26 protein-coding genes and 3 tRNA genes are annotated in these 25632 nt (G+C 43.6%); 19 read left to right on the top strand and 10 right to left on the bottom strand.

Going from position 1 to position 25632, the window contains the following annotated elements; translation table 11 throughout:
* Positions 1-35: 35 nt before the first annotated feature.
* From QVP35_RS00240 to QVP35_RS00260, 5 genes are all read left to right on the top strand, one after another.
* A tRNA-Glu gene (locus QVP35_RS00240) sits at positions 36-107 on the top strand.
* Positions 108-156: 49 nt separating this feature from the next.
* Positions 157-227: transfer RNA gene (locus tag QVP35_RS00245), tRNA-Cys, on the top strand.
* 14 nt (positions 228-241) lie between these two features.
* Positions 242-315 (top strand) — tRNA-Met (locus QVP35_RS00250).
* A 156-nt stretch (positions 316-471) separates the two neighbouring features.
* The gene (locus QVP35_RS00255) at positions 472-1821 is read left to right on the top strand and encodes an MATE family efflux transporter (RefSeq protein WP_009291219.1); all 1350 of its coding nucleotides are present in this window, start codon (positions 472-474) and stop codon (positions 1819-1821) included.
* A 99-nt stretch (positions 1822-1920) separates the two neighbouring features.
* Positions 1921-2907 carry a diaminopimelate dehydrogenase gene (locus tag QVP35_RS00260; protein WP_009291220.1) on the top strand — a complete coding sequence of 329 codons (987 nt, stop codon included), beginning with the start codon at positions 1921-1923 and terminating at the stop codon, positions 2905-2907.
* Positions 2908-2967: 60 nt separating this feature from the next.
* Here QVP35_RS00260 and QVP35_RS00265 read toward each other — a convergent pair whose 3' ends face one another.
* From QVP35_RS00265 to QVP35_RS00300, 8 genes are all read right to left on the bottom strand, one after another.
* A complete protein-coding gene (locus QVP35_RS00265; protein WP_009291221.1) occupies positions 2968-3648 on the bottom strand; it encodes a transaldolase family protein in 681 nt (226 codons plus the stop codon).
* 45 nt (positions 3649-3693) lie between these two features.
* Complete coding sequence (locus QVP35_RS00270) at positions 3694-4128, bottom strand: PTS sugar transporter subunit IIA (protein ID WP_006565472.1); 435 nt, start codon at positions 4126-4128, stop codon at positions 3694-3696.
* Positions 4121-5644: a BglG family transcription antiterminator gene (locus QVP35_RS00275; RefSeq protein ID WP_009291222.1), complete on the bottom strand. Its 1524-nt coding sequence runs from the start codon at positions 5642-5644 to the stop codon at positions 4121-4123. The genes QVP35_RS00270 and QVP35_RS00275 overlap by 8 nt, the downstream gene beginning before the upstream one ends.
* A 42-nt stretch (positions 5645-5686) precedes the next feature.
* On the bottom strand, positions 5687-6877 hold the full coding sequence (locus QVP35_RS00280; protein WP_022260662.1) for a mannitol dehydrogenase: 1191 nt from the start codon (positions 6875-6877) through the stop codon (positions 5687-5689).
* A 102-nt stretch (positions 6878-6979) separates the two neighbouring features.
* On the bottom strand, positions 6980-8416 hold the full coding sequence (locus QVP35_RS00285; protein WP_009291225.1) for a PTS mannitol transporter subunit IICB: 1437 nt from the start codon (positions 8414-8416) through the stop codon (positions 6980-6982).
* A 1-nt stretch (position 8417) separates the two neighbouring features.
* The gene (locus QVP35_RS00290; RefSeq protein WP_006565476.1) at positions 8418-8879 is read right to left on the bottom strand and encodes a PTS sugar transporter subunit IIA; all 462 of its coding nucleotides are present in this window, start codon (positions 8877-8879) and stop codon (positions 8418-8420) included.
* Positions 8880-9115: 236 nt separating this feature from the next.
* On the bottom strand, positions 9116-9277 hold the full coding sequence (locus tag QVP35_RS00295) for a hypothetical protein (protein WP_009291226.1): 162 nt from the start codon (positions 9275-9277) through the stop codon (positions 9116-9118).
* A 54-nt stretch (positions 9278-9331) separates the two neighbouring features.
* On the bottom strand, positions 9332-10414 hold the full coding sequence (locus QVP35_RS00300) for a LacI family DNA-binding transcriptional regulator (protein ID WP_009291227.1): 1083 nt from the start codon (positions 10412-10414) through the stop codon (positions 9332-9334).
* Between the two features lie 308 nt (positions 10415-10722).
* Here QVP35_RS00300 and QVP35_RS00305 point away from each other — a divergent pair, with 308 nt between their 5' ends.
* The 11 genes from QVP35_RS00305 to QVP35_RS00355 all read left to right on the top strand — a co-directional run bounded on the left by QVP35_RS00305 (position 10723) and on the right by QVP35_RS00355 (position 20391).
* The gene (locus tag QVP35_RS00305; protein WP_006565479.1) at positions 10723-12162 is read left to right on the top strand and encodes an NAD(P)/FAD-dependent oxidoreductase; all 1440 of its coding nucleotides are present in this window, start codon (positions 10723-10725) and stop codon (positions 12160-12162) included.
* The gene (locus QVP35_RS00310; protein WP_006565480.1) at positions 12162-13427 is read left to right on the top strand and encodes an NAD(P)/FAD-dependent oxidoreductase; all 1266 of its coding nucleotides are present in this window, start codon (positions 12162-12164) and stop codon (positions 13425-13427) included. Before QVP35_RS00305 ends, QVP35_RS00310 begins: the two co-directional genes overlap by 1 nt.
* A gap of 1 nt (position 13428) precedes the next feature.
* Positions 13429-13779: a DUF1667 domain-containing protein gene (locus tag QVP35_RS00315; protein ID WP_006565481.1), complete on the top strand. Its 351-nt coding sequence runs from the start codon at positions 13429-13431 to the stop codon at positions 13777-13779.
* 18 nt (positions 13780-13797) lie between these two features.
* A complete protein-coding gene (locus QVP35_RS00320) occupies positions 13798-14841 on the top strand; it encodes a glycerol-3-phosphate dehydrogenase (RefSeq protein WP_006565482.1) in 1044 nt (347 codons plus the stop codon).
* Positions 14842-15026: 185 nt separating this feature from the next.
* Positions 15027-15752, top strand: coding sequence for a cupin domain-containing protein (locus QVP35_RS00325; RefSeq protein ID WP_022260663.1), 726 nt, complete (start codon positions 15027-15029; stop codon positions 15750-15752).
* A gap of 39 nt (positions 15753-15791) precedes the next feature.
* Positions 15792-16733, top strand: a complete 942-nt coding sequence (locus QVP35_RS00330; RefSeq protein WP_227052324.1) for a sugar-binding transcriptional regulator — start codon at positions 15792-15794, stop codon at positions 16731-16733.
* A 103-nt stretch (positions 16734-16836) separates the two neighbouring features.
* The gene (locus tag QVP35_RS00335; RefSeq protein WP_009291233.1) at positions 16837-17256 is read left to right on the top strand and encodes a PPC domain-containing DNA-binding protein; all 420 of its coding nucleotides are present in this window, start codon (positions 16837-16839) and stop codon (positions 17254-17256) included.
* Positions 17257-17296: 40 nt separating this feature from the next.
* On the top strand, positions 17297-18658 hold the full coding sequence (gene asnS, locus QVP35_RS00340) for an asparagine--tRNA ligase (RefSeq protein WP_408628272.1): 1362 nt from the start codon (positions 17297-17299) through the stop codon (positions 18656-18658).
* Between the two features lie 107 nt (positions 18659-18765).
* Entirely contained in the window at positions 18766-19368 is a 603-nt protein-coding gene (locus QVP35_RS00345) for a hypothetical protein (protein ID WP_006565487.1), read from the top strand.
* A 31-nt stretch (positions 19369-19399) separates the two neighbouring features.
* Complete coding sequence (locus QVP35_RS00350; RefSeq protein ID WP_022260665.1) at positions 19400-19846, top strand: GatB/YqeY domain-containing protein; 447 nt, start codon at positions 19400-19402, stop codon at positions 19844-19846.
* 8 nt (positions 19847-19854) lie between these two features.
* On the top strand, positions 19855-20391 hold the full coding sequence (locus tag QVP35_RS00355; protein ID WP_006565489.1) for a cysteine hydrolase family protein: 537 nt from the start codon (positions 19855-19857) through the stop codon (positions 20389-20391).
* Between the two features lie 191 nt (positions 20392-20582).
* Here QVP35_RS00355 and QVP35_RS00360 read toward each other — a convergent pair whose 3' ends face one another.
* Entirely contained in the window at positions 20583-21977 is a 1395-nt protein-coding gene (locus QVP35_RS00360; RefSeq protein ID WP_009291235.1) for a glutamate synthase-related protein, read from the bottom strand.
* Between the two features lie 142 nt (positions 21978-22119).
* Here QVP35_RS00360 and QVP35_RS00365 point away from each other — a divergent pair, with 142 nt between their 5' ends.
* On the top strand, positions 22120-22893 hold the full coding sequence (locus tag QVP35_RS00365) for a TatD family hydrolase (protein ID WP_009291236.1): 774 nt from the start codon (positions 22120-22122) through the stop codon (positions 22891-22893).
* Entirely contained in the window at positions 22894-23754 is an 861-nt protein-coding gene (rsmA, locus tag QVP35_RS00370) for a 16S rRNA (adenine(1518)-N(6)/adenine(1519)-N(6))-dimethyltransferase RsmA (protein WP_009291237.1), read from the top strand.
* Here the strand turns inward: rsmA and QVP35_RS00375 are convergent.
* Positions 23751-25094, bottom strand: a complete 1344-nt coding sequence (locus QVP35_RS00375; RefSeq protein WP_022260666.1) for a DUF6128 domain-containing protein — start codon at positions 25092-25094, stop codon at positions 23751-23753. The genes rsmA and QVP35_RS00375 overlap by 4 nt on opposite strands.
* Before the next feature lie 66 nt (positions 25095-25160).
* Here QVP35_RS00375 and tadA point away from each other — a divergent pair, with 66 nt between their 5' ends.
* Positions 25161-25619, top strand: coding sequence for a tRNA adenosine(34) deaminase TadA (gene tadA, locus QVP35_RS00380; RefSeq protein ID WP_009291239.1), 459 nt, complete (start codon positions 25161-25163; stop codon positions 25617-25619).
* The last annotated feature ends 13 nt before the right edge of the window (positions 25620-25632 follow it).

The following is a 25632-nucleotide window of genomic DNA, read 5'->3' on the forward strand; positions in this document are numbered from 1 at the left end:
AGTTTAGTAAGACCGTGAAGCGGTCAAAGAAACAAGGCTCCATGGTCAAGTGGTTAAGACACCGCCCTTTCACGGCGGTAACACGGGTTCAAATCCCGTTGGAGTCATTTTTTCGTATCATAAATTAGATACGTTCACATATACTATATAATATATGGCGCCATAGCCAAGTGGTAAGGCATGGGACTGCAACTCCCTGATCACCAGTTCAAATCTGGTTGGCGCCTTTTTACTTTCATAGCGCGGGGTGGAGCAGTCTGGTAGCTCGTCGGGCTCATAACCCGAAGGTCGTTGGTTCAAATCCGGCCCCCGCAACTCTAAAATAGTCTGGATATCGAAAGATATCCGGTTTTTTTATTTCATAGAGAAGTTCGCAGAACTTTCCTATGAAATAAAATCGCTCCGCGGGCTGTACACAGATGAGTGATGAAGCGTGCTTTCCAACTTTGTATTTTATTTAGAGGAGGGTTTATGAATCATAAGAACAAGATGGAGACCAGACAGATGTTTCCGCTGATCGTATCCATGGCGGTACCTCCGCTCATATCGATGTTTATGCAGTATACATACAATTTTGTAGACTGTATGTTTGTCTCATGGATTGGGGAGAAGGAATTGACTGCCGTGTCTCTGGCCTTTCCAATTACAACCCTGATGATTGCAATGTCCATATGGATTGGTGTGGGTGTTAATGTACTGATTGCAGATAATCTTGGTCAGAAGAATCAGGACAGGGCAGACAGTGTTGTAACAAATGGCATATTGCTCTCAGCTGCTATGGGAATTATCGTTACCGGCGCTGTGCTAGTGATAACAAAACCCTTTTTTTCATCATTTACAGACGATCCGGAAATATATAATTTAGCCGTTCGCTACATGAGAATTTGTGCTTTTTTGGAAGTTTCCAGTATGGTACATATATGTATACAAAAGATTCTTCAGGGAACAGGAAATATGATCGCGCCTATGTGGTTTCAGATTGCAGGAGTTGTACTAAACTTTATACTTGATCCCATTCTTATATTTGGTTATTTTGGTTTTCCTAAAATGGGAATTGAAGGGGCTGCTGTGTCAACTGTATGCGGATATACGCTATCCATGATTTTAGCCTTTATGGTACTTATTTTGCGAAAGCAAAAGGTCAGGCTGAAAATAAAGGGATTTCATGTTGACTTCCAGATAATAAAAGAAATTTTTGTGATCGGATTCCCATCCTTTATCATGAATGCCCTGGGAGCATTTATGATTTACTTTACAAATATATTTCTTGTTGTATATTCCACGACTGCAGTGGCATTTTTCGGGGCATATTTTAAACTGCAGCAAGTTGTCATTATGACGTTAAACGGTCTTGTACAAGGGTGTATACCGATTATGAGTTATAACTATGGTGCAAAAAATATGCCAAGGCTTCGTCAGGCATTTAAATATGGAACCATAATAGGAATTGTCCTTACAGGTATCAGTATTGTTCTGTTCTGGACATTTCCGGAACAGATATTAAAGATTTTTAATGCATCCGATGAAATGATGACATTTGGAGTGCCTGCATTAAAAATTATGTGTACAAGTTATGTATTTGCCGCGGCGGGCACAATGACTGCTTCGTTTATGCAGTCGACCAGGAGAGTTGGATTCAGCCTGATCATCAATATATTAAGGCAGCTGATACTTCTGCTGCCATTGATGTGGATTCTTTCACAGGTTATTGGTATGGAAGGAATCTGGTGGTCTTTTTTAGCTGCAGAAACGATAACTGTATTCATAAGTATTTACCTATATAGAAGATATCCGGTAAAATTCTCGGATAACCCTGTATAGAGCAGGAAAAAATATGAATTACAGGATGTTTTGTTCTTGCAGAATTCTATTTAAGCAAGTATAATCAAAAAAAGAAAAAAAACAGACAGGAGAAAAAATATGAGTATACGTATAGGTATTTTAGGTTATGGAAATCTCGGGCGCGGTGTGGAATGTGCCATCCGTCAGAATCCAGACATGGAACTTGCGGCAGTTTTCACAAGAAGAAATCCAGAAGATGTAACGATCCTCACAAAGTCGGCTGCTGTGTGCAGTGTAGCCGATGCGGCAGACTGGAAGGATAAAATCGATGTCATGATCCTGTGCGGCGGCAGTGCTACAGATCTTCCGGTACAGACGCCGGAATATGCCGCTATATTCAATGTTGTGGACAGTTTTGATACACATGCGAAAATTCCGGAGCATTTTGCTAATGTTGATAAAGCCGCAAAAGAAGGCGGAAACGTAGGGATTATTTCCGTGGGATGGGACCCGGGAATGTTTTCTTTAAACAGAATGTATGCGAATGCCATCCTTCCGGAAGGAAAAGATTATACATTTTGGGGCAGAGGAGTAAGCCAGGGACATTCAGATGCAATCCGCCGGATCGATGGAGTAAAAGACGGAAAGCAGTATACCATTCCCGTTGAGTCAGCACTAGAAGCGGTAAGAAACGTTGAGGATCCTGAACTTACAACTCGTGAGAAACACACGAGAGAATGTTTTGTTGTGCTGGAAGAAGGGGCAGATGCGGAAAAGATAGAGGCAGAGATCAAAAATATGCCGAATTATTTTGCAGACTACGATACAACCGTCCATTTTATCAGTGAAGAAGAATTAAAAAGAGATCACAGCAGCATTCCTCACGGAGGATTTGTACTGCGAAGTGGAAAGACCGGATGGAATAGCGAAAATAAGCATCTGATTGAATATAGTTTGAAGCTGGACTCCAATCCTGAATTTACATCCAGTGTCATTGTGTCTTATGCGAGGGCCGCTTACAGACTTGCCAAAGAGGGGCAGACGGGATGCAAAACTGTTTTTGATATTGCGCCTGCATACCTGAGTGAGAAAACAGGAGAAGAACTGCGCAAAGAATTATTATGATGAGATAAGTAAAAAAACTCCGGAGCAAAATATGCGCTCCGGAGTTTTTTGTTATATTTTTTAGAAATCAAGCATAGTCTTTCCTTCACCACAGCAGTTTTCGAAGTCGCGGATGAAGTCTTTTACGGCACCTTCAGCAACCTGATTGAATGCGAGGGTTTTCAAAGTATCCGGATTGACTGTGACAGATCCGATACCGAACTTGCCCATTTCAAGAACCTGCTGAGAGTTTTTGAAAGAAGCACCGAGAACTTCCGCATCATATCCTGCGGCCTTGACCATCGTATGAATATCTTTTGAAATCTGCACACCATTGTATCCTAAGTTGTCCAGGCGGTTTACATAAGGAGCGAGGAACTTAGCTCCAGCTTTGGCCGCCATGAATGCAGGCATTACACCGTAAATAGCGGTTGCGGTTACATTGATTCCCTCTTTGCTCAGGATAGAAATCGCTTTTAATCCATTTGCGGTTACGGGTACTTTAATGTACATGTTGCCGCCGATGGCATCAACCATATGTTTTGCTTCTTTTACCATGTCGTCGGTCTCTGTTGAAAGTACCTGTGCATGAAGCATCGCTTCTTCCGGAATCAAAGCACGGATTTTCTTTAACTGATCCATAGGATCAGGATTTCCTGTCTTGCCTAAGATCGTAGGATTGGTGGTAACTCCGTCATAAGGATATTTTGCATAGAGTTCCCCGATTTTTGTTAAGTCTGCGTCGTCAATTAAAATTAACATAATATATCTCCTTTTTGTAATTTATAGCTGGTTTAAATGGCTGGATTAAACGGTCAGGTCACCGATGATGTCCAGGATTTCTTCTTTGGTCTGTGCTTCTTTTAATTTTTTGATATTTTCCTCTTCACAGATTACTTCAGAGAGCTTCATAAGGATGTCCAGGTGGGTTCCGTCTTTTCCTGCGACACCCATAACGATGTATACGGTGTCATCGCCGTATTTCACCCCCTCCGGTACCTGAATAAAGGATATACCGGATTCTTTTATGTACTTTTCGGAACCGTCGATACCATGAGGGATAGCTACGTTATTGCCGATGTAAGTAGAGATGACTTCTTCTCTTTTGTGCATACATTCTACATATTTTGGATCTACATAGCCCTGTTCCACCAGAACTTTACCCGCCACGTCAATAGCGTCTTCCTTATTCCGGAGGCGTTTGTTTAAAACAATGTTGTCTGCGTTGAAAATCTTATTCATGATGTTCTCCTTTTTTATTGAGGTGTTTGATGCGTTTTCTGGTTTCTTCCTTGTCCCTGTCGTTGAGCAGCGGGGATACACAGATGTACTTATCGTCGGCTAAATCCAGCGGTACTGTGGAAATAATCAGATCGTAGCGGGAAAGGTCTTCATCGGAGAGCTTATGGAGAGAGATGATCTTCTCCACGCCGATCTCTGCAAATTCCCGCTCCAGACGGCTTCTTAACATCTTGGATGAACCCATGCCTGAGGCACAGACGACCAGGACTTCAATGGACTGTTTGGTCAGATACTCCATCGATGCAATAAAGTAGATGACGATATATCCTATTTCATCATCCGGCACCGGTACGGAGGTGTGATTAAAAACTTCTATAAAACTCTGCTTCACAATATCATAAAGCTTTGGATGGGACTGATAAATATCGTCATTGAGCGGATTGGATACGTTCATCCCGCTTCTGATCCGTTCCAGAGCCATATTGATGTGAAGCATAAGATTCTCGGCAAGGTTCTCATCTTCGCTGTATGGGAAACCAAACCGTTCCTCTACTCTGGCAATCAGCTGGGTGACCAGATCCAGCTGTTTTAAAATGCTGGAATCATTTGCGACATGGTAGTGAGTGCGTCCTGTATACAGGTTGATCATCCAGTTGAAGTAGTTAAGCTCTGTATCATAGAGCTTAATATGAAACTTATGTTCCAGCAGGTGTTTGATACTTTTGTAAAGCTCCTGCTCAGGATTTGGTATATCCACCGAGAGCTTTAACTCGTCCCCTTTCTCATCTACAAGAGAATGCCTTTTGATAAAAATACACAGGAGGAATAAAAACTCCTGAAATTCTTTATCGGATACATTAAGTCTCTTTTTTGAAATCAGCGGGTCCAGAAAATCATAGATGACAGATAATGTGTCTTCATAATCCCATTGAATCAGCAGATTGATAAAGGCACAGCTTTTATATTTTTTGTTTTTCATCCAGTCAAAGAAATTATCCAGAGGAATATTTCTCAGAAGTATACTGATTAACAGGTGACGTTTGGATATTTCTTTCCCTTTTAGTATAACACCTTCACTGCGTTTTGTAATCAAGGTGATATCATCATTTTCAAGGAAATTCTGCAGCTGGTGCAGACTATTTCTGATCGTCTGTGTAGAAGTATTCAGATCGATGGCCAGTGACTGAGTCTTTACATAATCATTCTCGTGGAGAAGGATGAGGAGTATCAGATCATTTCGTTCTTTTGCGGTATAAGTCTGTTCTATTTTGGATTCCTCAAAGAGGGACTCCAGACGTTTCATATTATACAGGGAGCCATAGATCTGCATTCCCCTGCCGGACTGTGATTCCAGCTTTAAATCACAGGATTCCATGATGTTGTTGATTTCGGGCATTTCACGGTAAACAGTGCGTTCTGTGACGCCCAGTTCCTTTGCAATCTCTGAAACCCTCACATAACCGGTTGCATCCAGCAGATATTCGATAATTTCTTTTGCGCGGTCAGAAATAACCATATCTTCACCTATCTTCCTCTCTGATAAAATGGATTATTGAATTTAAATAACGGGCCCTCTGATTTCATTATATTGTCTGTCAATCATCTTTAAAATAGATGCAAAATCTTTGGGTGAATTTTTCAACTTTTCATAAAATGCCATGATATAGCTGCCGCAGGGTTCATCGGATGAAATTTGGCATGTTTCATTTAAAAGCTCGTGAGCGGAAGCATCCGTTATATTATATAGGGCAGCTGCTATGGAAAAAGACAGATAAACAGGGAGAATACCTTCCTGTTCACAGCCGCGCAGTGCCCCAACCAGGCGATCCTTCGGCTTTAATTTTCGGATCGGTTCCCTTCCCACACGTTCCACGGTATCATGGAGATCAGGGTTTTGGAACCGGAACAGCAGATCATCTATGTGAGCTTTCAGCTCTGAAAATTCTACATGATATTTTTTTGAGATCATCATGGCACTTTCTATCATAGCACCTTCCACCAGCTTTCGTATATAGATATCACCAATACTTTCGTCAATATATGTATATCCCTTTATTCCTCCCAGAAATGCGGTAACAGCATGGGCCATGTTATGGATGTACAGCTTTCGTTCCAGATAAAAAGAAAAAGGGCTGAAAGGGACTATTTTTTCATAGTCAGGAATTGGCCCTTTAAAAGCAGCCCGGTCAACCGGAAGATAATCATACTCTTCCACACAGATCCGGAGAGGATCACCTTTTTTCATGGCTTCTGTCATTACAGGCACCATACGGCCGATGGAAGTTTCTACAAGTCCAAGGCTTTCATCCAAAGTTTTTTTATGTCTGTCAGGCAGTGTGTCTTTGATTCTTTCATTTAAAAATTCATTGGCATCCATTAGATTTTCACAGATCAAAAGATCCAGAGTGTTGTCAGGATCTTTGTCCCAGCGTCTGGTGAGACCCTCACAGATAACCGGAATGATCTTTTCGAGTACAGTGACACCCACCGAAGTAGCCAGAAGGTTCGCAGATGCGATTTCGTCACTGACAGTGGAAGTATCTTTTCCGTCAACGGCCCGTATGTTTTCTATCCAGACAGTTTTTCCGTTTTCACCTACAATTTCCTGGGGATAAGTTTTATCTCTGTTAATGGTATTTACAACGTCATCATTTACATCCACAAATACGACTTCATAGCCGGTCTGTGAAAGCAGGGCACCGATAAAGCCCCGTCCGATATTGCCTGCCCCATACATAACTGCTTTCATTTGAATTCCCTCCCAAAATACCGGAACAGGGCATTTCCCCGGAAGGAAACGCCCGCTCCATTTGCTATGCTTATTATTTGGATTGTACCAAGAGTACTCAGCTTAACGGTTCTTTAAACGTTCTACGAGTTCGTCATATTCCGGAGCCTGAAGATAGTTTGTAATCGATAAATGCTGCTTGTTAGGCTGAGCTGCTTTTGCAGTACCTGTCAGCTCTTTGTGAGTGATGACCAAGTCTGTGTCAGCCGGAATCTTGGAGATCGCGGTGTTGATGACTTCAACCGGGAGGTCAGCCGCTTTTACTTTTTTCTTTAATGCAGCAGCAGACATTGCACTGGATCCCATACCCGCATCACAGGCAACGACAATCTTCTTTACATTTGTAAGATCTAAGCCTGCAACACCGAGAGAAGCATCATTTGTCACGGCATCAGATGTACTGGAAGCACTGGAGCCCATAGCTTCTTTTGGAATGACAGAAGGACCTAAAGAAGCTTCTCCCTTTCCTTTTGCCACCATTCGTTTTACAAAGAAGGCGTTGATCACAAAAGACACGGCACAGGAGATTGCCACACCTGCAATGACACCGATCATAGAACTCTTGGGCGACAGTGCCAGGACTGAGAAAATACTGCCCGGAGAAGGTGTTGCAACGGTTCCCACATTCAGAAGCGTAAATGTACCGGTACCTGCGATACCACCCGCGATCATACCGATGATTGTGAGAGGATTGGCTAATACATATGGGAAATAAACTTCATGGATACCGCCAAAGAAATGAATAAGAATCATTCCGGGAGCGGCTTCTTTCATCTCGCCTTTTCCGAAGAACCAGTAAGCAAGCAGGAGTCCGAGGCCGGTACCTGGGTTAGGAACTAATAAAAACAATGCTGAATGTCCTAAAGTTTTAACCTGCTCGTAACCGATTGGTCCAAAAATACCGTGGTCTAAAGCGTTATTTAAGAATAGTACTTTTGCAGGTTCTACAAAAATTGCAGAAAGGGGAAGTACATTGTGGGATACAATCCAGTTTACTCCGTTTGTGAGTACCTGGGTCACGGTATCCATGACAGGACCGAAGACAAGGTAAGCTACACAGCAGAGAATACCGCCGATGATACCTAAAGAAAAATTGTTGACGATCATTTCAAATCCGCCGGGGATCTTTCCGTCTACCGCTGCATCGAACTTCTTAATGCACCATCCGGATGCAGGGCCTAAGATCATGGCTGCGAGGAACATCGGAGTTCCCGGTACTGCGACGATGGCACCGACCGTTACTAAGGCACCAATGACGCCTCCGCGGTCTCCTCCGACCATTTTACCTCCGGTGTGACCGATCAGGATAGGAAGCAGTGAATTAAGAATCGGGCTGATCAGGTTTGCAAGCTTTGCATTTGGTGTCCAGCCTGTTTCAAGGAAGAATGCGGTGATCAAACCGAATCCGATGAACGCGCCGATATTTGGGATAACCATTCCGGCCAGAAATGCTCCGAACTTCTGAAGCTTCTGGGAGAATGTTGTTTTTTCATGTTCCATACTATAACTCTCCTTCTTTTAGATAATTCTCATTGATAATCCTGATAAATTCTTCTTTTGATGCGGCAGATAATAGTTTTTCACATTCCTCCGGTTTGCAGAGGATATCAGTAATCTGCATCAGTTCCTGTATAGTGTCTTCTTCCTTACATGCAATTCCTATCACATAGGTTACAGTTTCACCGTTGTAATCTATGGTGTCAGGAAAGTGTGCAATGCAGATTCCGGATTTTAATACCTGATTCAGAGAATTTTCATTCCCATGAGGTATGGCAACGCCGAACCCTAAATATGTATTGTGTTCAAGCTCTCGTTCGATCATGCTGTCTTCATATCCGGGATTCACATATCCGTTGGATACAAGAAGTCTGCCTGCAATGCAGATTGCATCTTTCTTTGCTGTACTTGGAAGTCCCCATGCTATGTTGTTTAAGAATTCATCATCAAGAAGTTTGCCGGCCATGCTCACCTCTCCTTTGTTGGGCAGCAGCCAGTTCCCGGGCGGCTGCTGTTTGCTGTAAACGTTTAACTGTATTTATCATAGCTTATGATTTGTATGGATGTAAATACAGACTAATGCTATCTTTTTCATCGGAGGTTGTGACATAATTTTGTTTCAAAACAAAAAAAGGGATGGTTTTCAAACAAGTAAAAACGCATCCCTAATAATTTGTGTGAAGTTAAAACGTGAAATTATAGCTATAATAAAGGATTTCCATTGTCAGAAATTTCTTTCATAGCATCTAAAACTTCAGAGATTTCACATGCTTCTATCTGTGCTTTACCAATATCTTCTCCTAAATCTAAAAGAAGTGTATTGTCTACAAGACGAGTTATACTATTAACAATACAGCAATTCATCTTTCTTGTCTTCTTTTATTAAGTAATAGTAGTGGCAATCGTAAAAATCATTCCTTATTTTTTTGCCTTTCCGGTGGAATTTCGGACAATCAGTTCCGGTTCATATTCCAGCCTCATAATATAATGGTGTTTTGAAATCCCGTCTTTCTGTGCATTTTTTTTATAAATAATATCTACGGCTTCTTTCCCCTTAAATGCGGCCGCATGTTCAATGGTCGTAAGAGAGATCTGGGGCATGCCCGAAAGAGGTATATTATCAAATCCACAGACCGAATAGTCTCCCGGTATTTTATAGCCGTGATCTGTGATGGCAGACATGATCCCGAACGCGGTCATATCGTTGTTTCCAACAAAAGCAGTGGATTTCGTGTGATTCTCCAGGGCCTTTGAGACAAGGTTATAGCCATTTAAGTATTCGGAATTATCCGGTGTATATCTGGAATAAGTAGAAAATTTGGATGAAAGAACCTCTATATTATTTAAATCAAAATTGTATGCCTTAAAACTGTTTTTTAACCCTTCCAGCCTGTGAAGCCTTCCGATTTCTTTTTGTTTGATCGGTGCTGAGACAAAAGAAACATGGGTGTGCCCGAGTGAGATCAGATATTCACCAAGTATGAAACCGGGTTTTTTGCTGTCCAATTCAACCGAATCAAAACGGGAGCCTTCAGGTTTGTCACCGATGGAAACCATAGGCACTGACTTGGACAGTGCATTGATCTCTGATATCTTAGAAGACGGAGGGTACAGAAAAATGATACCGCTTAAATCAAAGTTTGAAAGCATTTTTATGTAATACTCCTCCTGAGACACATCCCGGATCGTGGATACGGAAAATACGGTATAGCCATATTCTCTGGCCCGCTCTGTGATGGAATGGATCAGCATGGAGTAATAGCCATTAGACAGAATAGGGCAGATGACGATGATCGTTTTGGAAAGTGCGGATGCTTTTTTTAACGTATTTTTCTCTGGTTTCTTATAGCCCAGTTCTTTTGCTGCGGCTTTTACTTTATCTATCGTCTCTTTTGAAAAGGAGACATGGGGCTTGCTGCTTAAGATCATAGAAACACTGGACTGGGAGAGCCCTGTGTACTCAGCAATATCCCTCGTTGTGACTTTATTTCTCTTTCCCATAATACCCCTCCTGTCAAGTGGAAATATCTTCGATTTATTTTGATTAATAAAAATTACTAATTGAAACTTTTTATTGATTATTAATATTATACTAATGATTAATAACAAACACAAGGAAAACAGGGGAAAGTGTTTGATCTGAAAAAAATAAAAGAGGAAAAGGCCTGTTAATCAATGATCTATGATTAATCAAAAGTGGGCGAAAGCCGCATAAAACGGCGGTTTCGCACGTTTGACAGGGCCAGATTATTATGATTAGATAAGGGCAGTAAGACAAACAGGGACTCAGTCGAAGGAGGATAAGAACAGTGTATGATGTAGCGATTATAGGTGCGGGGATTACAGGATGTTCCATCGCATATGAATTAGGAAAGTACAATGTAAATGCAGTGGTCATTGAAAAAGAAAATGATGTGGCTGTCGGCACAACGAAAGCAAACAGTGCCATCATCCATGGAGGATATGACCCGATACCGGGATCTCTGATGGCAAAATACAATATCAGAGGAAATCAGTACATAAAAGAGCTGTGCGAAAAGCTGGATGTTCCATTTAAACAGATCGGAGCCCTGATTGTTGCTTTTGAAGAAAAAGAAGAAAAAACCTTAGAAGAGTTAAAACAGCGTGGAGAGAAAAACGGTGTTCCGGATATGGAGATCTGGGATCAGGAAACCTTAAGAAAAGAAGAACCAAATATTTCTGAGAAAGCTGTCAAAGCTTTATTTTCCCCAAATGTAGGAATCATCAGCCCGTGGGAGCTGGCAATCGCTCTCGGAGAGATGGCTGCCTTAAACGGTGTTGAATTTAAGCTGAACACCGAGGTTACAGATATTAAAAAGAACAATGATTCTTATGAAATAAAAACGAACAACGGAACCGTTGAGGCAAAATATATCTGCAATGCGGCAGGAGTCAACGCAGACAAAGTAAACGAATATACGAATAAAAAATCCTTTACGATCAAGCCTAATAAAGGTGAGTATTACTTATTGGATAAAAGCCAGGGAGAACTTGTAAACCATGTAATCTTCCAGTGCCCGAACAAAGACGGAAAAGGTGTCCTCGTATCACCTACCGTACACGGAAACCTGATTGTGGGGCCGAATTCACAGCCTACGGACGGAGACGATGTTTCAACTTCGACAGACGGATTAAGCTTTGTAAGAAATACTGCCTTAAAATCCGTGCCTGGAATTAACTTCAGAGAATCCATCAGGAATTTCGCGGGAGTCCGTGCAAGAACAAAAGAGGATGACTTCTTCATATTTGAAGATGAAGAAAACAAAGGCTTTTTTAATATTTCAGGAATGGCCTCTCCGGGACTTTCTTCTGCACCGGCAATCGCAGTTGACCTGTTAAAGATGATGGAAGAGTCAGGACTTTGTCTGAAAGCAAAGGAAGAAATCAAGGACGAGAGAAAAGTAAATCGTTTTAAGAAGCTGAGTGATGAAGAGAGAGCCGCACTGATTAAAGAAAATCCATTGTACGGAAAAATTATCTGCCGCTGTGAAACAGTGACGGAAGGAGAGATTGTGGACGCGATCCACCGCCCGATCCCTGCCACATCCATTGATGCAGTCAAGAGAAGATGCAACGCAGGTATGGGAAGATGCCAGGGTGGTTTCTGCGGACCGAGAGTTCAGGAGATCATCTCAAGAGAATTAAACATTCCGCTGGAAGATGTTCCTCAGGACCGTGTGGGAATGAACATTATCACAGGAGAAACAAAAACAGGAGGTGCCGAATAATGAAGTATGATGTGATCGTAGTCGGAGGAGGACCGGCAGGCCTTGCGGCAGCAGTGGAAGCGAGTAAAAATGGTGCCGATAAAATCTTAGTGGTAGAACGTGACCAGGAACTGGGCGGAATTTTAAATCAGTGTATTCACAACGGATTCGGACTTCATTACTTCAAAGAAGAACTGACCGGACCAGAGTATGCAAATAAATTCATCGAAATGTTAGCCGAGACAAATATAGAAGTGATGCTGGATACTATGGTCTTGGATGTGGATGAAGAGAAAAAATGCGTTCATGCAATGAATAAGAAAAACGGCTATATGGTCCTGGAAGGAAAGGCTCTCATCTTAAACATGGGCTGCCGGGAGAGGACCAGGGGAGCCATTGCAATTCCGGGGGACCGTCCGGCCGGAGTCTTTACTGCGGGTGCAGCTCAGAGATATGTTAACATTGAGGGCTACATGGTAGGGAAAAAAGTCCTTATTTTAGGGTCCGGAGATATCGGTCTGATCATGGCAAGGCGTATGAGCTTAGAGGGTGCAAAGGTTGTGGGCTGCGTAGAACTCTGTCCATATTCCAACGGACTTACAAGAAACATCGTGCAGTGTCTGGAAGATTACGATATTCCTCTGTATTTATCCCACACGATTACGGATATCAAAGGGGATAAGAGAGTGGAGCAGGTTACCGTACAGAAGGTGGATGAGAAAAACCAGCCGATCCCTGGAACCGAAATCATATTTGATGTAGACACCGTACTTTTATCCGTGGGACTGATTCCTGAAAATGAACTGACAAGGGCAGCAGGAATCACTATGGACCCGAGAACAAACGGACCGGTCGTATTTGAAAACATGGAGACATCTGCAGAAGGTATTTTTGCAAGCGGCAACGTTGTGCATGTTCATGACCTGGTAGACTTTGTTACAGCCGAGAGTCAGAAGGCGGGAAGAAGTGCCGCAGAATATGTGAAAAACGGCGAGACCGAAGACCAGACATATATTGAACTGAAAAACGGAGACTGTGTAGGATATACAGTTCCTCAGAAGATTCGTCCTGCAAATGTTGATAAAATGGTAGAAGTCATGTTCCGGGTGAGAAACGTATACAAAGATGTGGCAATTAAGGTCACTTCAGCAGGTGAGGAACTGGCTTCCTTTAAAAGGGAACATATGGCTCCGGGTGAGATGGAAAAAATCGTGATACCAAAAGCGTTTTTAGATAAGGTGAAGAACGGTGAGATCACTGTGTCTGTAGAAAAGGTAGGTGCTTAACATGACAGATTTAATTTGTATTGTTTGTCCGAAAGGATGTCATTTAAAAGTCGATGAAGAAAACGGATATAAAGTAACCGGAAACGGCTGTCCGAGAGGCGCCGTATACGGGGAAAAGGAATTAGTCAATCCTACCAGAGTCATCACGTCTACCGTGAGGGTTGAGGCAGAGACAGCGAGAAGAGTCCCTGTGAAAACAAACGGGGATATTCCGAAAGGGAAGATTTATGATATCATGGATGAGCTGACCAAAGTGACAGCTAAGGCCCCGGTGAATGTGGGCGATGTGGTTATCAAAGACGTTCTTGGACTGGGAGTAGATATTGTGGCAACAAAGAAAGTAACAGCATAAGCATTATAGGAGGAAAACATGAGCGTTATTACATTTATTTGTGCAGGACAGATGGCATCAGCAATTACATTTCCGGCGATGGAAAACGGACACGAGGTCCGCTTGGTTGGTTCCCCGCTGGATCGGGACATTATCGACGGATTAAAGAAGGATAATTTTCATATCACATTAAAAAGGACCCTGCACGACGGGATCAAATATTATCAGATTGAAGAATTAGAAGAGGCTCTGGACGGAGCAGACGCAGCGCTCTGCGGTGTCAGCAGCTTTGGATTAGACTGGTTTTGTGATGAGATTCTTCCGGTAATCCCTGAAAGTGTACCGCTCCTCTCTGTGACGAAAGGCATGGTAGATCTGGATGACGGAACTCTGGTTCCATATCCGGTGATCTTTGAGGAACGCCAGCCGGAAGGAAAGCATCTTGATATCAATGCCATCGGCGGTCCGTGTACCAGCTATGAATTGGCAGACCACGATCACAGCCATGTGGCTTTCTGCGGAAAGAACATGGAAACTCTCAAAATGTTCAAAGAGCTTTTGGCAACAGACTACTATCACATCACTCTTTCTAAAGACGTCGTAGGTGTGGAGTGCGCCGTAGCCATGAAGAATGCATATGCACTCGGTGTAACCCTGGCTGTGGGTCTTTCTGAAAAAATGGAAGGAAAGATCGGTATCCAGCACTACAATTCCCAGGCAGCATTGTTTGGACAGAGCGTAAAAGAAATGACAAGACTTTTGGAACTGATCGGCGGAGGCCCGGAGAATATTATTCACGGGGCAGGAGATCTGTATGTGACGGTCTTCGGCGGAAGAACAAGGAAGATCGGAACCCTTCTCGGACGCGGGTTAAGCTTCGATGAGGCTATGGAAGAATTACAGGGCGTGACTCTGGAGTCCATTGTGATTGCAACCAGAACTGCACGTGCCGTAAGGAAACTTGCAGAGAGGGGAGTCGTTTCCCTGGATGAGTTCCCGCTTCTGATGCATGTTGATTCTATCATCAATGAAGGTGCTGAGGTCAATATTCCTTGGGATGACTTTACGATGATCAAAGAATAAAAACAATCTTATGAAAAAAGGGCAGGGCTATTTTTATGGCTGTGCCCTTTTTGCTATGGTTAAATAGAAATAAAATACTTACAGGTGTGTCAAATGACACAAGGAAAAAAACATAATTGACGAAACGGTAAAATCAAGTTACCTTAAAGACAGAAGCAGAAAAACTCGTTGGAAAGGAGTTTGTTATGGAACTGAAAACAACAGTGAAAGATTTGGGGAGAATGCCATGGTTTTACCGGGCAAACAGCAGAACAGGAAAGATATTCGGGAAAAAGAGTCTGCATCTGGATGAAGAGACAGATATGGTAATTGATTATATGCATTATCCGAAGGGATTTACAACGGTGCTTCACAGACATCCGGCTTCTCATGGAATCTATGTGCTGGAGGGACAGCTGGAGACGGACGGTGAGCTTTACGGACCAGGAACGTTTGTCTGGTATCCGGAGGGAATCGCAGCCACACATGGAGCGACAGAATATGAGGACCTGAAGTGTCTGCTGATCTCCAACAAAGCATTTTCCATTGAATATCTTGAGGAGGAAGAACAGAGGCAAAACTCCCTTGAGAAAAAAGTGATGGATGTAAACCGAATGCCGTGGTTTTACCGGCCGACGACGACCACAGGGAAACTATTTGGAAAAAAGGCTTTACTATTGGATGATGAGACAGGCATGCAGATCAATTATATGAATTATCCGGCGGGATTTACCACGATCAATCACAGACACACGGCGGGTCATGGATTTTTTGTTCTGGAGGGTCAGTTACAGACCGGAGATGAGCTTTATGGGCCGGGAACCTTTATCTGGTATCCGGAAGGGTATGTGACGGCCCACGGAGCAACGGAATATGAAGACTTGAAGTGCCTGCAGATATCCAATAAAACTTTTAATATTGAATATGTGTAGTCTCAGGGAAAGGAACTGTTTATGGGAAGCACAGAGGAAATGAAGTTTTTAGTTGATGTTGCGCATCTGTATTATGAGAAACAGCTGACACAGCAGCAGATTGCCAGGAAACTTCACGTGAGCCGTTCTCTCGTATCGAAGGTGCTGGTAAAGGCAAGGAAGAGCGGGGTTGTGGAAGTTGTAATTCATGATGATAAGATCCATGCCCACAAAGAATTAGAAGAACGTATGAAGAGAATCTTTGGCCTAAAGGAAATCATCTGTGCAGAGCCTATGGAAGGCCAGACAGAGGAAGAATGTACAGCACTTCAGGCCGGAAAGTATCTTGCACGAAGGCTGCCCAATGTGAAATATGCGGCAGTTTCCGGAGGACGGATGGCAAGGGAAACGGCAATGAAGTTCACATCCTCGATTCCTTTGGAACATGTGACCTTTGTTCCGCTGTGCGGCGGTGTTGATAAGGAGTTATGGGATATTCAGGCCAACACGGTATGTGAGTACTTTGCAGGCCACTGCGGTGCCTCAGGTCTTCAGCTGCATGCTCCTATTGTTGTCGATTCAAAGGAGGCAAAAGATATTTTTATGAGCCAGCGGTTCATAGAAGAAGTGCTTCAGAAAGCAAAACAGTCAGACATTGCGTTTGTCGGAATTGGAACAGGCAGTAGATATTTTGAAATGACAAACCTCTATCTCAAAAAAGAGCAGTGTATGGAAACCGAAATGAAAGATAAAGTGAAAGGAGATCTTATTTATAACTTCTATGATCTTCAGGGACGGCTGCTGGACTGTCCGTGGAACCGTCAAAATATGACGCTCAGCCTTGAAGATCTCCAGCAGATTCCGGAAGTGATAGGAGCTGCATATGAGACAGAAAAAGCGGAAGCAATCTATATTGCCGTGCGCAGGAAAATCATCAGCTCTCTTATCGTTACGGCTCCATTAGCAAGGCAGATACTAAAGCTGCATTCCAGGTTTCTCTGAGAAAAAGTTTTGGGAGATACCATGACTTGAAAGATCCCTGCTCTGGTTCTATAATAATGAAAGACACTACTCGCTGTAACCATGAATATGAGGAGGGATTCTTATGGAATACCGTAAGTTTGGAAAGCAATATGTCATAAGGCTGGAAAAAGGGGAAGAGATTGTATCATCCATCAAAGATTTATGTGTAAAAGAAAATATAAAGCTGGGCTCTCTGTCAGGTATCGGGGCTGTAAATAAAGTAACCGCAGGTTTATTTAAGACAGGAGAAAAGAAGTATGTAAGCAGAACTTACGAGGAAGATATGGAGATTGTTTCACTTGGCGGTAATGTTTCCCGCATGAATGGGGAAACCTATCTACACTTCCATATCAGTGTCGCCAATGAAGCGGGAGAAGTCCGCGGAGGACATCTCACAGAAGCCTATATCAGCGCTACCGGGGAATTGGTGCTTACAGAGATCGAAGGAACCGTGGACCGGGAATACAGCGGCGGGATCGGATTGAATTTATTTAAATTTTAAGAGGAGAAGCAGAGAAGTGCAGATATTAACAGGGAAACAGATTTATAAACAGTATAAAGAGTATAGCCAGAAAGAACTGAGTCTGTGCGGATGGGTCAGGAGCAACCGGGACTCCAGGGACTTTGGGTTTCTTGTGATCAACGACGGAACTTTTTTTGAACCAATCCAGATCGTATACGGCAAAGAACTTTCAAACTTTACTGAGGTGAAAAAGCTGTCTGTCGGGACCGCGGTGATTGTGAAAGGAATTCTCACAGAGACACCGGATGCCAGACAGCCGTTTGAGATACAGGCAGAGTCCGTAGAAGTGGAGGGTGAATCTCCGTCTGATTATCCGCTTCAGAAGAAACGGCATTCGTTTGAATATCTGAGAACGATCGCCCATTTAAGGCCGAGGGCCAACACATTTCAGGCGGTGTACAGAGTCCGTTCGCTGATTGCCTATGCTATCCATAAGTTTTTTATGGAGAGAGATTTTGTCTATGTGCACACACCGATCATTTCAGGACAGGACTGTGAGGGCGCAGGGGAAATGTTTCAGGTGACAACGCTTGACCTGGAGGAACTTTCCCAGGGTAAAAAGCTGGATTACAGAGAAGATTTTTTTGAGAGAGAAACCAGCCTCACAGTCAGCGGACAGCTGAATGGAGAAGCCTTTGCCCAGGCTTTCCGAAATATCTATACGTTTGGACCGACATTTCGGGCGGAGGAAAGCAACACTACCAGGCATGCGGCAGAATTTTGGATGATCGAACCGGAGATGGCTTTTGCAGACCTGGAAGATAATATGTTGCTTGCGGAACATATGATCAAATATATCATTCAATATGTTTTGGAGCAGGCTCCGGAAGAAATGGGATTTTTTAATGAATTTGTAGACAAAGGTCTGCTGGACCGCCTGCACCATGTGGCGGAGTCAGAATTTGCAAGGATTACCTACACAGAGGCCATAGATATTTTGAAAGAGCACAATAATAAGTTTCAATATCCGGTATCCTGGGGAACTGATTTACAGACAGAGCATGAGCGGTATCTGACGGAAAAAGTATTTAAGAAGCCTGTATTTGTGACGGACTATCCGAAGGAGATTAAGGCATTTTATATGAAACAGAATCCGGATGGAAAGACGGTGGCGGCAGTGGATCTTTTGGTGCCGGGAATCGGGGAGATCATCGGGGGAAGCCAGAGAGAGGATGATCTGGAGAAACTTCAAATGCGGATGGGCGAGCTGGAAATGAATCTGTCTGACTATGATTTTTATCTGGATTTGAGAAAGTACGGTTCCACCAGACATTCAGGATTTGGGCTTGGATTTGAGAGAATGGTGATGTACGTGACGGGAATGGCAAATATCCGGGATGTGATACCGTTTCCGAGGACTGCGGGAAAATGTGAGTTTTAAACAAAACATAATAGTTGAGATGACTTAAAAATGGAAGCGGACAGTGCTTCCATTTTTTTGTATAGAATAAGCAAAAATACATATGCTATGAAAAAAGAGGTGGTTTGATGCATTCCTTATGGCAGGAAAAAATAGAGTTTCCGTATTATCCGATTTTGAAAACAGATAAGCAAGTTGATATATTATATCTGGAGGCATCCCTTCAGAACGCAGTGGAGGCTCATTTCCAAAAAGAACAGGGAAAATCTGTGATGATCATGGAAGAGAAAACTATTGCGGACATGACGGAGCTCGGAGGAATGGGAATCATTAAAGGAGAAACTAAAGAAGAGATCAAAGATCTGCACAGACTGAGGGATTATATACAGGGAAGGAATATTCCCTGTGACATGGTCGTGGAATCCGACACCTGTATCTGGGTCCATCCGATCAAACTGTTTTTGTTTATGACAGAGGGCATCGATGTATATGAACAGATGAAAGTGATGGGGCGTAAGGGCAATAAACTGGACACGGGAACCGTTTATATCACGGCAGATACGGTTGTTGAAAAGAAAGAAAAGGAACCGCTTTATGTTCACGCATTTTTAAGCAAAGAATTTCCGCGGATTGAAAAACCATACAAGGAAATGCGAAGGTACGGAGACTGCTGGCTTATCTGTACAGAGGAAGAAACAGCAGAAGGAAGTGATTTCTCCTGGATTATATGATAGAATTAAAACAAAAAATCAGGAGGACATTATGAGCAAGATTGAAGAAATCAGAAAAGAAATGGTAGCAGCCATGAAAAATAAGGATAAAGCAAGAAAAGAAGCTTTGTCTATGCTGTTAAGCGCATTAAAAAATGCACAGATCGATAAAAGAGAAGACCTCACGGAGGCCGAAGAAAATACAATTATTGCAAAAGAGATGAAGCAGACAAAAGAAACCCTGGAATCCTGTCCGGCAGAGCGCACAGATATCATTGAGGAATGTAATATACGCCTGGCGGTCATCAAAGAATTCGCTCCTGAGGAAATGAGTGAGGAGCAGATTAATTCAGAGATTGATGCGGTGCTCGCGGAACTTGGCATTGAAACTCCAACAGCAAAAGACAAAGGTAAGATCATGAAAAGCCTAATGCCAAGGGTGAAAGGAAAAGCCGACGGCAAACTTGTCAATCAGCTTGTGGCTGCAAGAATCGGATAGGGGGCTGTATGGAACATATTTTAGTGGTTGTCGACATGCAGAATGACTTCATAGACGGTGCCCTGGGGACTAAAGAAGCAAGGGAGATTGTTGAGGCAGCGGCAGAGAAGATAAGAGAGTTTAAAGGCAGTATCTACGGAACATTAGATACTCACTCTAAAGATTATCTCAGTACACAGGAAGGTAAAAATCTGCCTGTTCCCCACTGTATCCTGGGTGAAGAGGGATGGGCACTGCATCCTGATATCATGGATGCCATCTCTGAGACAGAAGCGGAAGTGATGGACTTCTGCCGGAAAGATACATTTGGCTCCATTGAACTGTGCGAACTGCTGAAGCAGAAATATGAGGGTAAGGACGCCGAGATTGAATTCATAGGCCTGTGCACTGATATCTGCGTGATATCCAATGCACTTATGGTAAAGGCGGCCCTTCCGGAAGCAAAACTGATCGTCCACGCGGACCTTTGCGCAGGAGTGACAAAAGAAAGCCATGACAATGCCCTGAGTGCAATGAAGATGTGTCAGGTGGACATACAATTCTAAATAAGAATCCTTTTGAATAAAATGGGACGGTCACACCAGCTAAAAAAAATATTTAGCTGGCGGCAGTCCCGTTTTTGTCCCTTAAAAGACTTAAAAAAATTGCTGAGTTTTTTCCGGCAGATAGTATATCCATTTTCTACATGATTGGAGTGAGGCATTCTAAGAGCCGAACGGAAATCATGTAGAAAATGTCACACATGTTCAATGTCCGTATACTCTGATATTTCCCTGTTGGTTGTCCTGAGATCTGAAACACTAAGATCATGGATATTTGCGTGGCCGGTAATGCGTCCGAACATTTCCAGCTCAGACCTGCACACATTCAGGTAGTTGCAGAGCCGTTTGGCCGAATGATCGATATGAAGCCGTTTTCTCAATTCTTCATCCTGGGTGGCAACGCCGACCGGACACTGTCCTGTGTTGCAGATACGATACTGCTGGCAGGCAGCAGCTACAAGAGCAGCCGAAGCGATCGCCACGGCATCTGCACCCATGGCCAGTGCTTTCGCAAAATCCCCCGGAAGCCTGAGTCCTCCGGTGATGACCAGATCCATGGAAAGATGATGCCGGTCCAGATATTTTCTGGCTCTGGACAGTGCAAAGATCGTAGGGATGGAAGTGTTGTCCTTTAATGTCCGTGGACTGGCACCTGTGGCCCCGCCCCGCCCGTCTATGGTGACAAAGTCGGCATCGGCATATGCAATCCATTCAAGGTCCTGTTCGATATGTCCGGCTGCGATCTTTACGCCTACCGGTCTCCCGCCGGAGGTATCTTTCAGCCAGTCTACCATTGTCTTTAAATCCTCTTTGGAATTAAGATTCGGAAACTTGGAGGGGCTGATGACATCCTCACCTAAAGGCTTATTTCTGATCTTTGCAATCTCCGGGGTAACTTTGTCTCCGGGCAGGTGTCCGCCCATGCCGGGCTTGGTCCCCTGTCCGATTTTAATTTCTATGGCATCTGCGCTGCGGAGATTTTCTTCTGTGACACTGTACAGGTTCGGAACATATTCAAATATGTACTTGTAAGCTGCCTGCCGTTCTTCAGGAAGGATTCCTCCTTCGCCGCTGCACATGGCGGTCTTGGACATGGCGCTGCCTTTTGCAAGTGCGGTTTTTAACTCTTTGGATAAGGCACCGAAAGACATATGGGATACATAGATGGGGTGATATATTTCCATTGGCTTTTTGGCTTTTTTACCGATCACTGTTTTGGTGTCCACAGGATCGCCCGCATTTAGTGGTGCCGGGTTCAGCTGAGCGCCCATGATTAAAATATCATCCCAGGATATCAAGGGCTTTAAGGTGCCCATGGCATCAACGACTGACGAACCCGTAAGAGCCATCTGATGTATGGCATCCATCTGCGGAAATTCTTTTGAATCAGATTTTGCAAAAGCATCGGGGTAAGCCAGGGGGTTATCTTTTATGGGAGAAGGAGTTCTTTTGCCTTCTGCGGGTTCAAATTTAACTTTTGATGCCTTGCAGACCGGACATGTATAGTCAGCTTCCAGCTGGGAAAAGGGGACGGATTCACTTTTCTCGTCGTAGACGTAGCCGCAGATACTGCATTTAAAAATACTCATAAAAAACCTCCGATTCGTGTTATAATAAAAAATATTGTCTTGTGTAATAGATACAGCCTTGCAATGAAATAAGAATTATTCTTATTATACCATATGAATGAGAAATTGTATCAGAGTGAAAACAATTTTTGGAGGAAGGAACATGATTTTTGAAACCCATGCTCATTATGACGATGAGCAGTTTGACAAAGACCGGGAAGAACTGCTGGATTCCATGGAGAAGAATGGGATTGGGACCATTGTAAACATTGGTTCCAATATGGAAACGTCACGGTGGACGGTAAAAGCTGCAGATAAGTATCCGTTTCTTTATGGCGCGGTGGGGGTTCATCCGTCAGATACCGGTGAAATGAAAACAGAGGATCTGGCTGAGCTTAAAAAATATGCATCAAATCCCAAGATTCTGGCTATTGGAGAGATTGGACTGGATTATTACTGGGATGAACCCGAACGTCCTATACAGAAAAAATGGTTTGAAGCACAGATGGAGCTCGCCAGGGAGACAAAGCTTCCGATGGTGATCCACAGCCGGGATGCCGCGAAAGATACAGAAGATATGATGCGGGCAGCCCGCGCCGAGGAGATTGGGGGAGTGGTTCACTGCTTTTCTTACCCAAAAGAAATGGCGAGGAAGTTTTTAGATATGGGATTTTATCTTGGAATCGGAGGAGTTGTCACATTTAAAAACAGCAGGACATTAAAAGAGGTTGTCTCCTATGCACCGCTGGACAGAATTTTGCTGGAGACGGACAGCCCTTATCTTTCTCCGGAACCAAACCGGGGAAAGAGAAATTCTTCTTTAAATCTGCCGTATGTGGCAGAACAGATTGCCGCACTCAAAGGGATCAGCACAAAGGAAGTTATTGAGGTCACAGAACAAAATGCCAGGAACATGTACCGGATGAAAGAGGTTTAGATGGAGAAGTTAAGCAGCCCTAAAAAAACAATAGAAATCATTCAAAAGTATAACTTTGATTTTCAGAAGAAGTTCGGACAGAATTTCCTGATTGACAGTCATGTGCTTGAGAAGATTATAGACGCAGCAAATATAACAAAGGACGATTTTGTGCTGGAGATCGGACCGGGTATCGGCACGATGACCCAGTATCTTTCAGAACATGCCAGGGAAGTCATGGCTGTGGAGATCGATCACAATCTGATACCGATCCTTAAAGAAACTCTGGCCGGATATGACAATGTGGAAGTGCTGAATGAAGATATTCTGAAGGTAGATATCGGAAAGATTGCAGAAAAGAAAAATCAGGGGAGACCGATCAAAGTCGTGGCAAATCTGCCCTATTATATTACAACGCCAATTATCATGGGACTGTTTGAAAAGAATGTCCCTATGGACAGCCTTACGGTTATGGTACAGAAAGAAGTGGCACAGAGGATGCAGGCAGGACCGGGTACAAAAGATTACGGTGCACTGTCACTGGCTGTCCAGTTTTACGCCGAACCGTATATTGTGGCCAATGTGCCGCCAAACTGTTTTATGCCCCGCCCGAAAGTGGGATCAGCTGTTATTTGTCTGACAAGATATAAGGATATGCCAGTAAAGGTAAAAAATGAACAGCTGATGTTTTCCATTATCAGGGCCTCTTTTAACCAGAGAAGAAAAACACTTCAGAATGGGATTAATAATAGCAGTACACTCCATTTTTCTAAAGAACAGGTAGTAGACGCTTTGGATAAAATGGGACTATCGCCGAAGATTCGTGGTGAGGCACTGAGCCTTGAACAGTTTGCAAGGCTCAGTGACCTGCTGGAGGGCTAGAGAGACAGAATCCAGTAGCCGAAGTTTCCTGTCTTTTGACAGGATTCCGGCACGGTTAAGAAATCCCTGAATCCGAAAAGTTTTGCAATGAAATTTTTTTCATTGTCAAAAACACCCGGAACTCCCAGATAGATTCTGTTTGTCTGTCTGTGCTGACATAACATCAGGTGTCCGTAATTTCCGTAGTTCAGCAGCAGAAACCCGTTGGTTTTCATGTTTTCCGGCACATGAGGAATATTTTGAAGATCCTCTACTTTGATTTTGATGCTAGGATCCAGCATATAAGAAGGAGGTAAGGGCAAGGTGGGATACTCCTTCCAGTCAAAGAGACTGGGTGTGTTCGGCACTCCCTGTTCTTTGGCTTTCTTTTCCAGTTGGAGGGCTTCAATATATTCTGCCAGCTTTGAATCAGGATCAGCAATACGTTCTTCATGCTGTCCGGCAGCTTTTTCTTCTGGAGGTTCTTCTTCGGAGGTATCCTCTTCGGTCAGTGATTCTGCGCTCATAGGTTCAGACTCCGGAATTTCCGGTTCTACATAGACACGGGGAGGCAGACCTGCCGGTTCGGGCGCCGGTTCCGGCACCGTGGATTTTGTGTCAGGGGTCCCGGCAGGAATCGGAATTTCCTGCGGAAGTTCGTCAAAAGGATCCTCTATAGGAGGAGGATCAGGAGCGCCGGACGGCGGTTCTTCTTCATCTTCCTCTGGTACTTCTTTGTCTGATGGAGAAGGATTCTGTACAGGGCGGGACTCAGGCATACTATCTTCCTGGGCAGGTTCTGACGGTTCTGTATCCGCCGGTGCGGAGCCGGAAAGGCTTTCTCCCTGAGCAGGTTCCGGCGGTTCCTGGGTTTCAGGAACAGGGACTTCTGTCCGGCCAGTTTCTTGAGACTCCCTGGTCACTTCTCTCTGAACAGCATCAGATTTCCTGACTTTTTCTGTCCGGTCAGCCTCGGGATTTTTGGACATGTCTTCTGCCGGCAGGAAATTTCGTATCGTGATCGGTTTGTCATTCCACTCTGATCCAAAGAAATGGCTGTTGGAGTGATAGATCAAAAATCCGTCTACCTGGTCCAGATCTACAACCAGAGGGTAAGTATTCTTAAACTCAATGATGGTGTCATTGCGCTGGAAGGAATCTAATAAAATGCCTTCCATGGTTCCGTGGCGGAACCGGTAAAAATAGATTTTGTACGTTAAGGCCTCGTCATTTGTTTTGACATGGAAGTATAAGCGAAGCTGTTTTTGACGCTTCTCAATTTTGGCGAATCCTGCATTTTCGCCTTTCATGCCATTGCTGTATTCGTATAGATATGAAACGATTCGTTGATATTCAGCCAATGTGATACTCTCTTTTTGATTTATTCTATGAGGAGGGACTAAAAAATATGACCGGAGGAAGACAGAATGAATGAAAATGAAAAATTTATGAAAGAAGCCATAAAACAGGCAAAGAAAGCGGCAGCTATAGGGGACGTGCCCATCGGCTGTGTCATAGTATTGGACGGAAAAATCATAGCAAGGGCTTACAATCAAAGAAATAAGAGAAAGACAACACTGGCCCATGCGGAATTACTGGCGATTGAGAAAGCCAGTAAAAAGACAGGGGACTGGCGGCTTGAAGAATGTACGATGTATATCACTCTGGAGCCGTGCCAGATGTGTGCGGGGGCTATAGTCCAGGCGAGAATACCCAAGGTTGTTATCGGGGCGATGAACCCTAAAGCGGGATGTGCAGGCTCCATTCTCAATATCCTTCAGAGGGAAGAATTCAACCATCAGGCAGAGATTGAATCGGGAGTCCTCAGAGAAGAATGCAGCCATATGATGAGCGATTTTTTCCGGGAGCTGAGAAAAAAGGGTTGACATTTTGACCAGT

It is taken from the genome of Anaerostipes sp. CAG:276 (genome assembly GCF_000432215.1).
Classification (GTDB): domain Bacteria; phylum Bacillota; class Clostridia; order Lachnospirales; family Lachnospiraceae; genus Anaerostipes; species Anaerostipes caccae.

Coding starts and splice junctions, on each gene's coding strand:
- QVP35_RS00255 (WP_009291219.1), top strand. CDS start 472: ATGAATCATAAGAACAAGATGGAGACCAGACAGATGTTTCCGCTGATC.
- QVP35_RS00260 (WP_009291220.1), top strand. CDS start 1,921: ATGAGTATACGTATAGGTATTTTAGGTTATGGAAATCTCGGGCGCGGT.
- QVP35_RS00265 (WP_009291221.1), bottom strand. CDS start 3,648: ATGTTAATTTTAATTGACGACGCAGACTTAACAAAAATCGGGGAACTC.
- QVP35_RS00270 (WP_006565472.1), bottom strand. CDS start 4,128: ATGAATAAGATTTTCAACGCAGACAACATTGTTTTAAACAAACGCCTC.
- QVP35_RS00275 (WP_009291222.1), bottom strand. CDS start 5,644: ATGGTTATTTCTGACCGCGCAAAAGAAATTATCGAATATCTGCTGGAT.
- QVP35_RS00280 (WP_022260662.1), bottom strand. CDS start 6,877: ATGAAAGCAGTTATGTATGGGGCAGGCAATATCGGACGGGGCTTTATC.
- QVP35_RS00285 (WP_009291225.1), bottom strand. CDS start 8,416: ATGGAACATGAAAAAACAACATTCTCCCAGAAGCTTCAGAAGTTCGGA.
- QVP35_RS00290 (WP_006565476.1), bottom strand. CDS start 8,879: ATGGCCGGCAAACTTCTTGATGATGAATTCTTAAACAACATAGCATGG.
- QVP35_RS00295 (WP_009291226.1), bottom strand. CDS start 9,277: ATGAATTGCTGTATTGTTAATAGTATAACTCGTCTTGTAGACAATACA.
- QVP35_RS00300 (WP_009291227.1), bottom strand. CDS start 10,414: ATGGGAAAGAGAAATAAAGTCACAACGAGGGATATTGCTGAGTACACA.
- QVP35_RS00310 (WP_006565480.1), top strand. CDS start 12,162: ATGAAGTATGATGTGATCGTAGTCGGAGGAGGACCGGCAGGCCTTGCG.
- QVP35_RS00315 (WP_006565481.1), top strand. CDS start 13,429: ATGACAGATTTAATTTGTATTGTTTGTCCGAAAGGATGTCATTTAAAA.
- QVP35_RS00320 (WP_006565482.1), top strand. CDS start 13,798: ATGAGCGTTATTACATTTATTTGTGCAGGACAGATGGCATCAGCAATT.
- QVP35_RS00325 (WP_022260663.1), top strand. CDS start 15,027: ATGGAACTGAAAACAACAGTGAAAGATTTGGGGAGAATGCCATGGTTT.
- QVP35_RS00330 (WP_227052324.1), top strand. CDS start 15,792: ATGAAGTTTTTAGTTGATGTTGCGCATCTGTATTATGAGAAACAGCTG.
- QVP35_RS00335 (WP_009291233.1), top strand. CDS start 16,837: ATGGAATACCGTAAGTTTGGAAAGCAATATGTCATAAGGCTGGAAAAA.
- QVP35_RS00345 (WP_006565487.1), top strand. CDS start 18,766: ATGCATTCCTTATGGCAGGAAAAAATAGAGTTTCCGTATTATCCGATT.
- QVP35_RS00350 (WP_022260665.1), top strand. CDS start 19,400: ATGAGCAAGATTGAAGAAATCAGAAAAGAAATGGTAGCAGCCATGAAA.
- QVP35_RS00355 (WP_006565489.1), top strand. CDS start 19,855: ATGGAACATATTTTAGTGGTTGTCGACATGCAGAATGACTTCATAGAC.
- QVP35_RS00360 (WP_009291235.1), bottom strand. CDS start 21,977: ATGAGTATTTTTAAATGCAGTATCTGCGGCTACGTCTACGACGAGAAA.
- QVP35_RS00365 (WP_009291236.1), top strand. CDS start 22,120: ATGATTTTTGAAACCCATGCTCATTATGACGATGAGCAGTTTGACAAA.
- rsmA (WP_009291237.1), top strand. CDS start 22,894: ATGGAGAAGTTAAGCAGCCCTAAAAAAACAATAGAAATCATTCAAAAG.
- tadA (WP_009291239.1), top strand. CDS start 25,161: ATGAATGAAAATGAAAAATTTATGAAAGAAGCCATAAAACAGGCAAAG.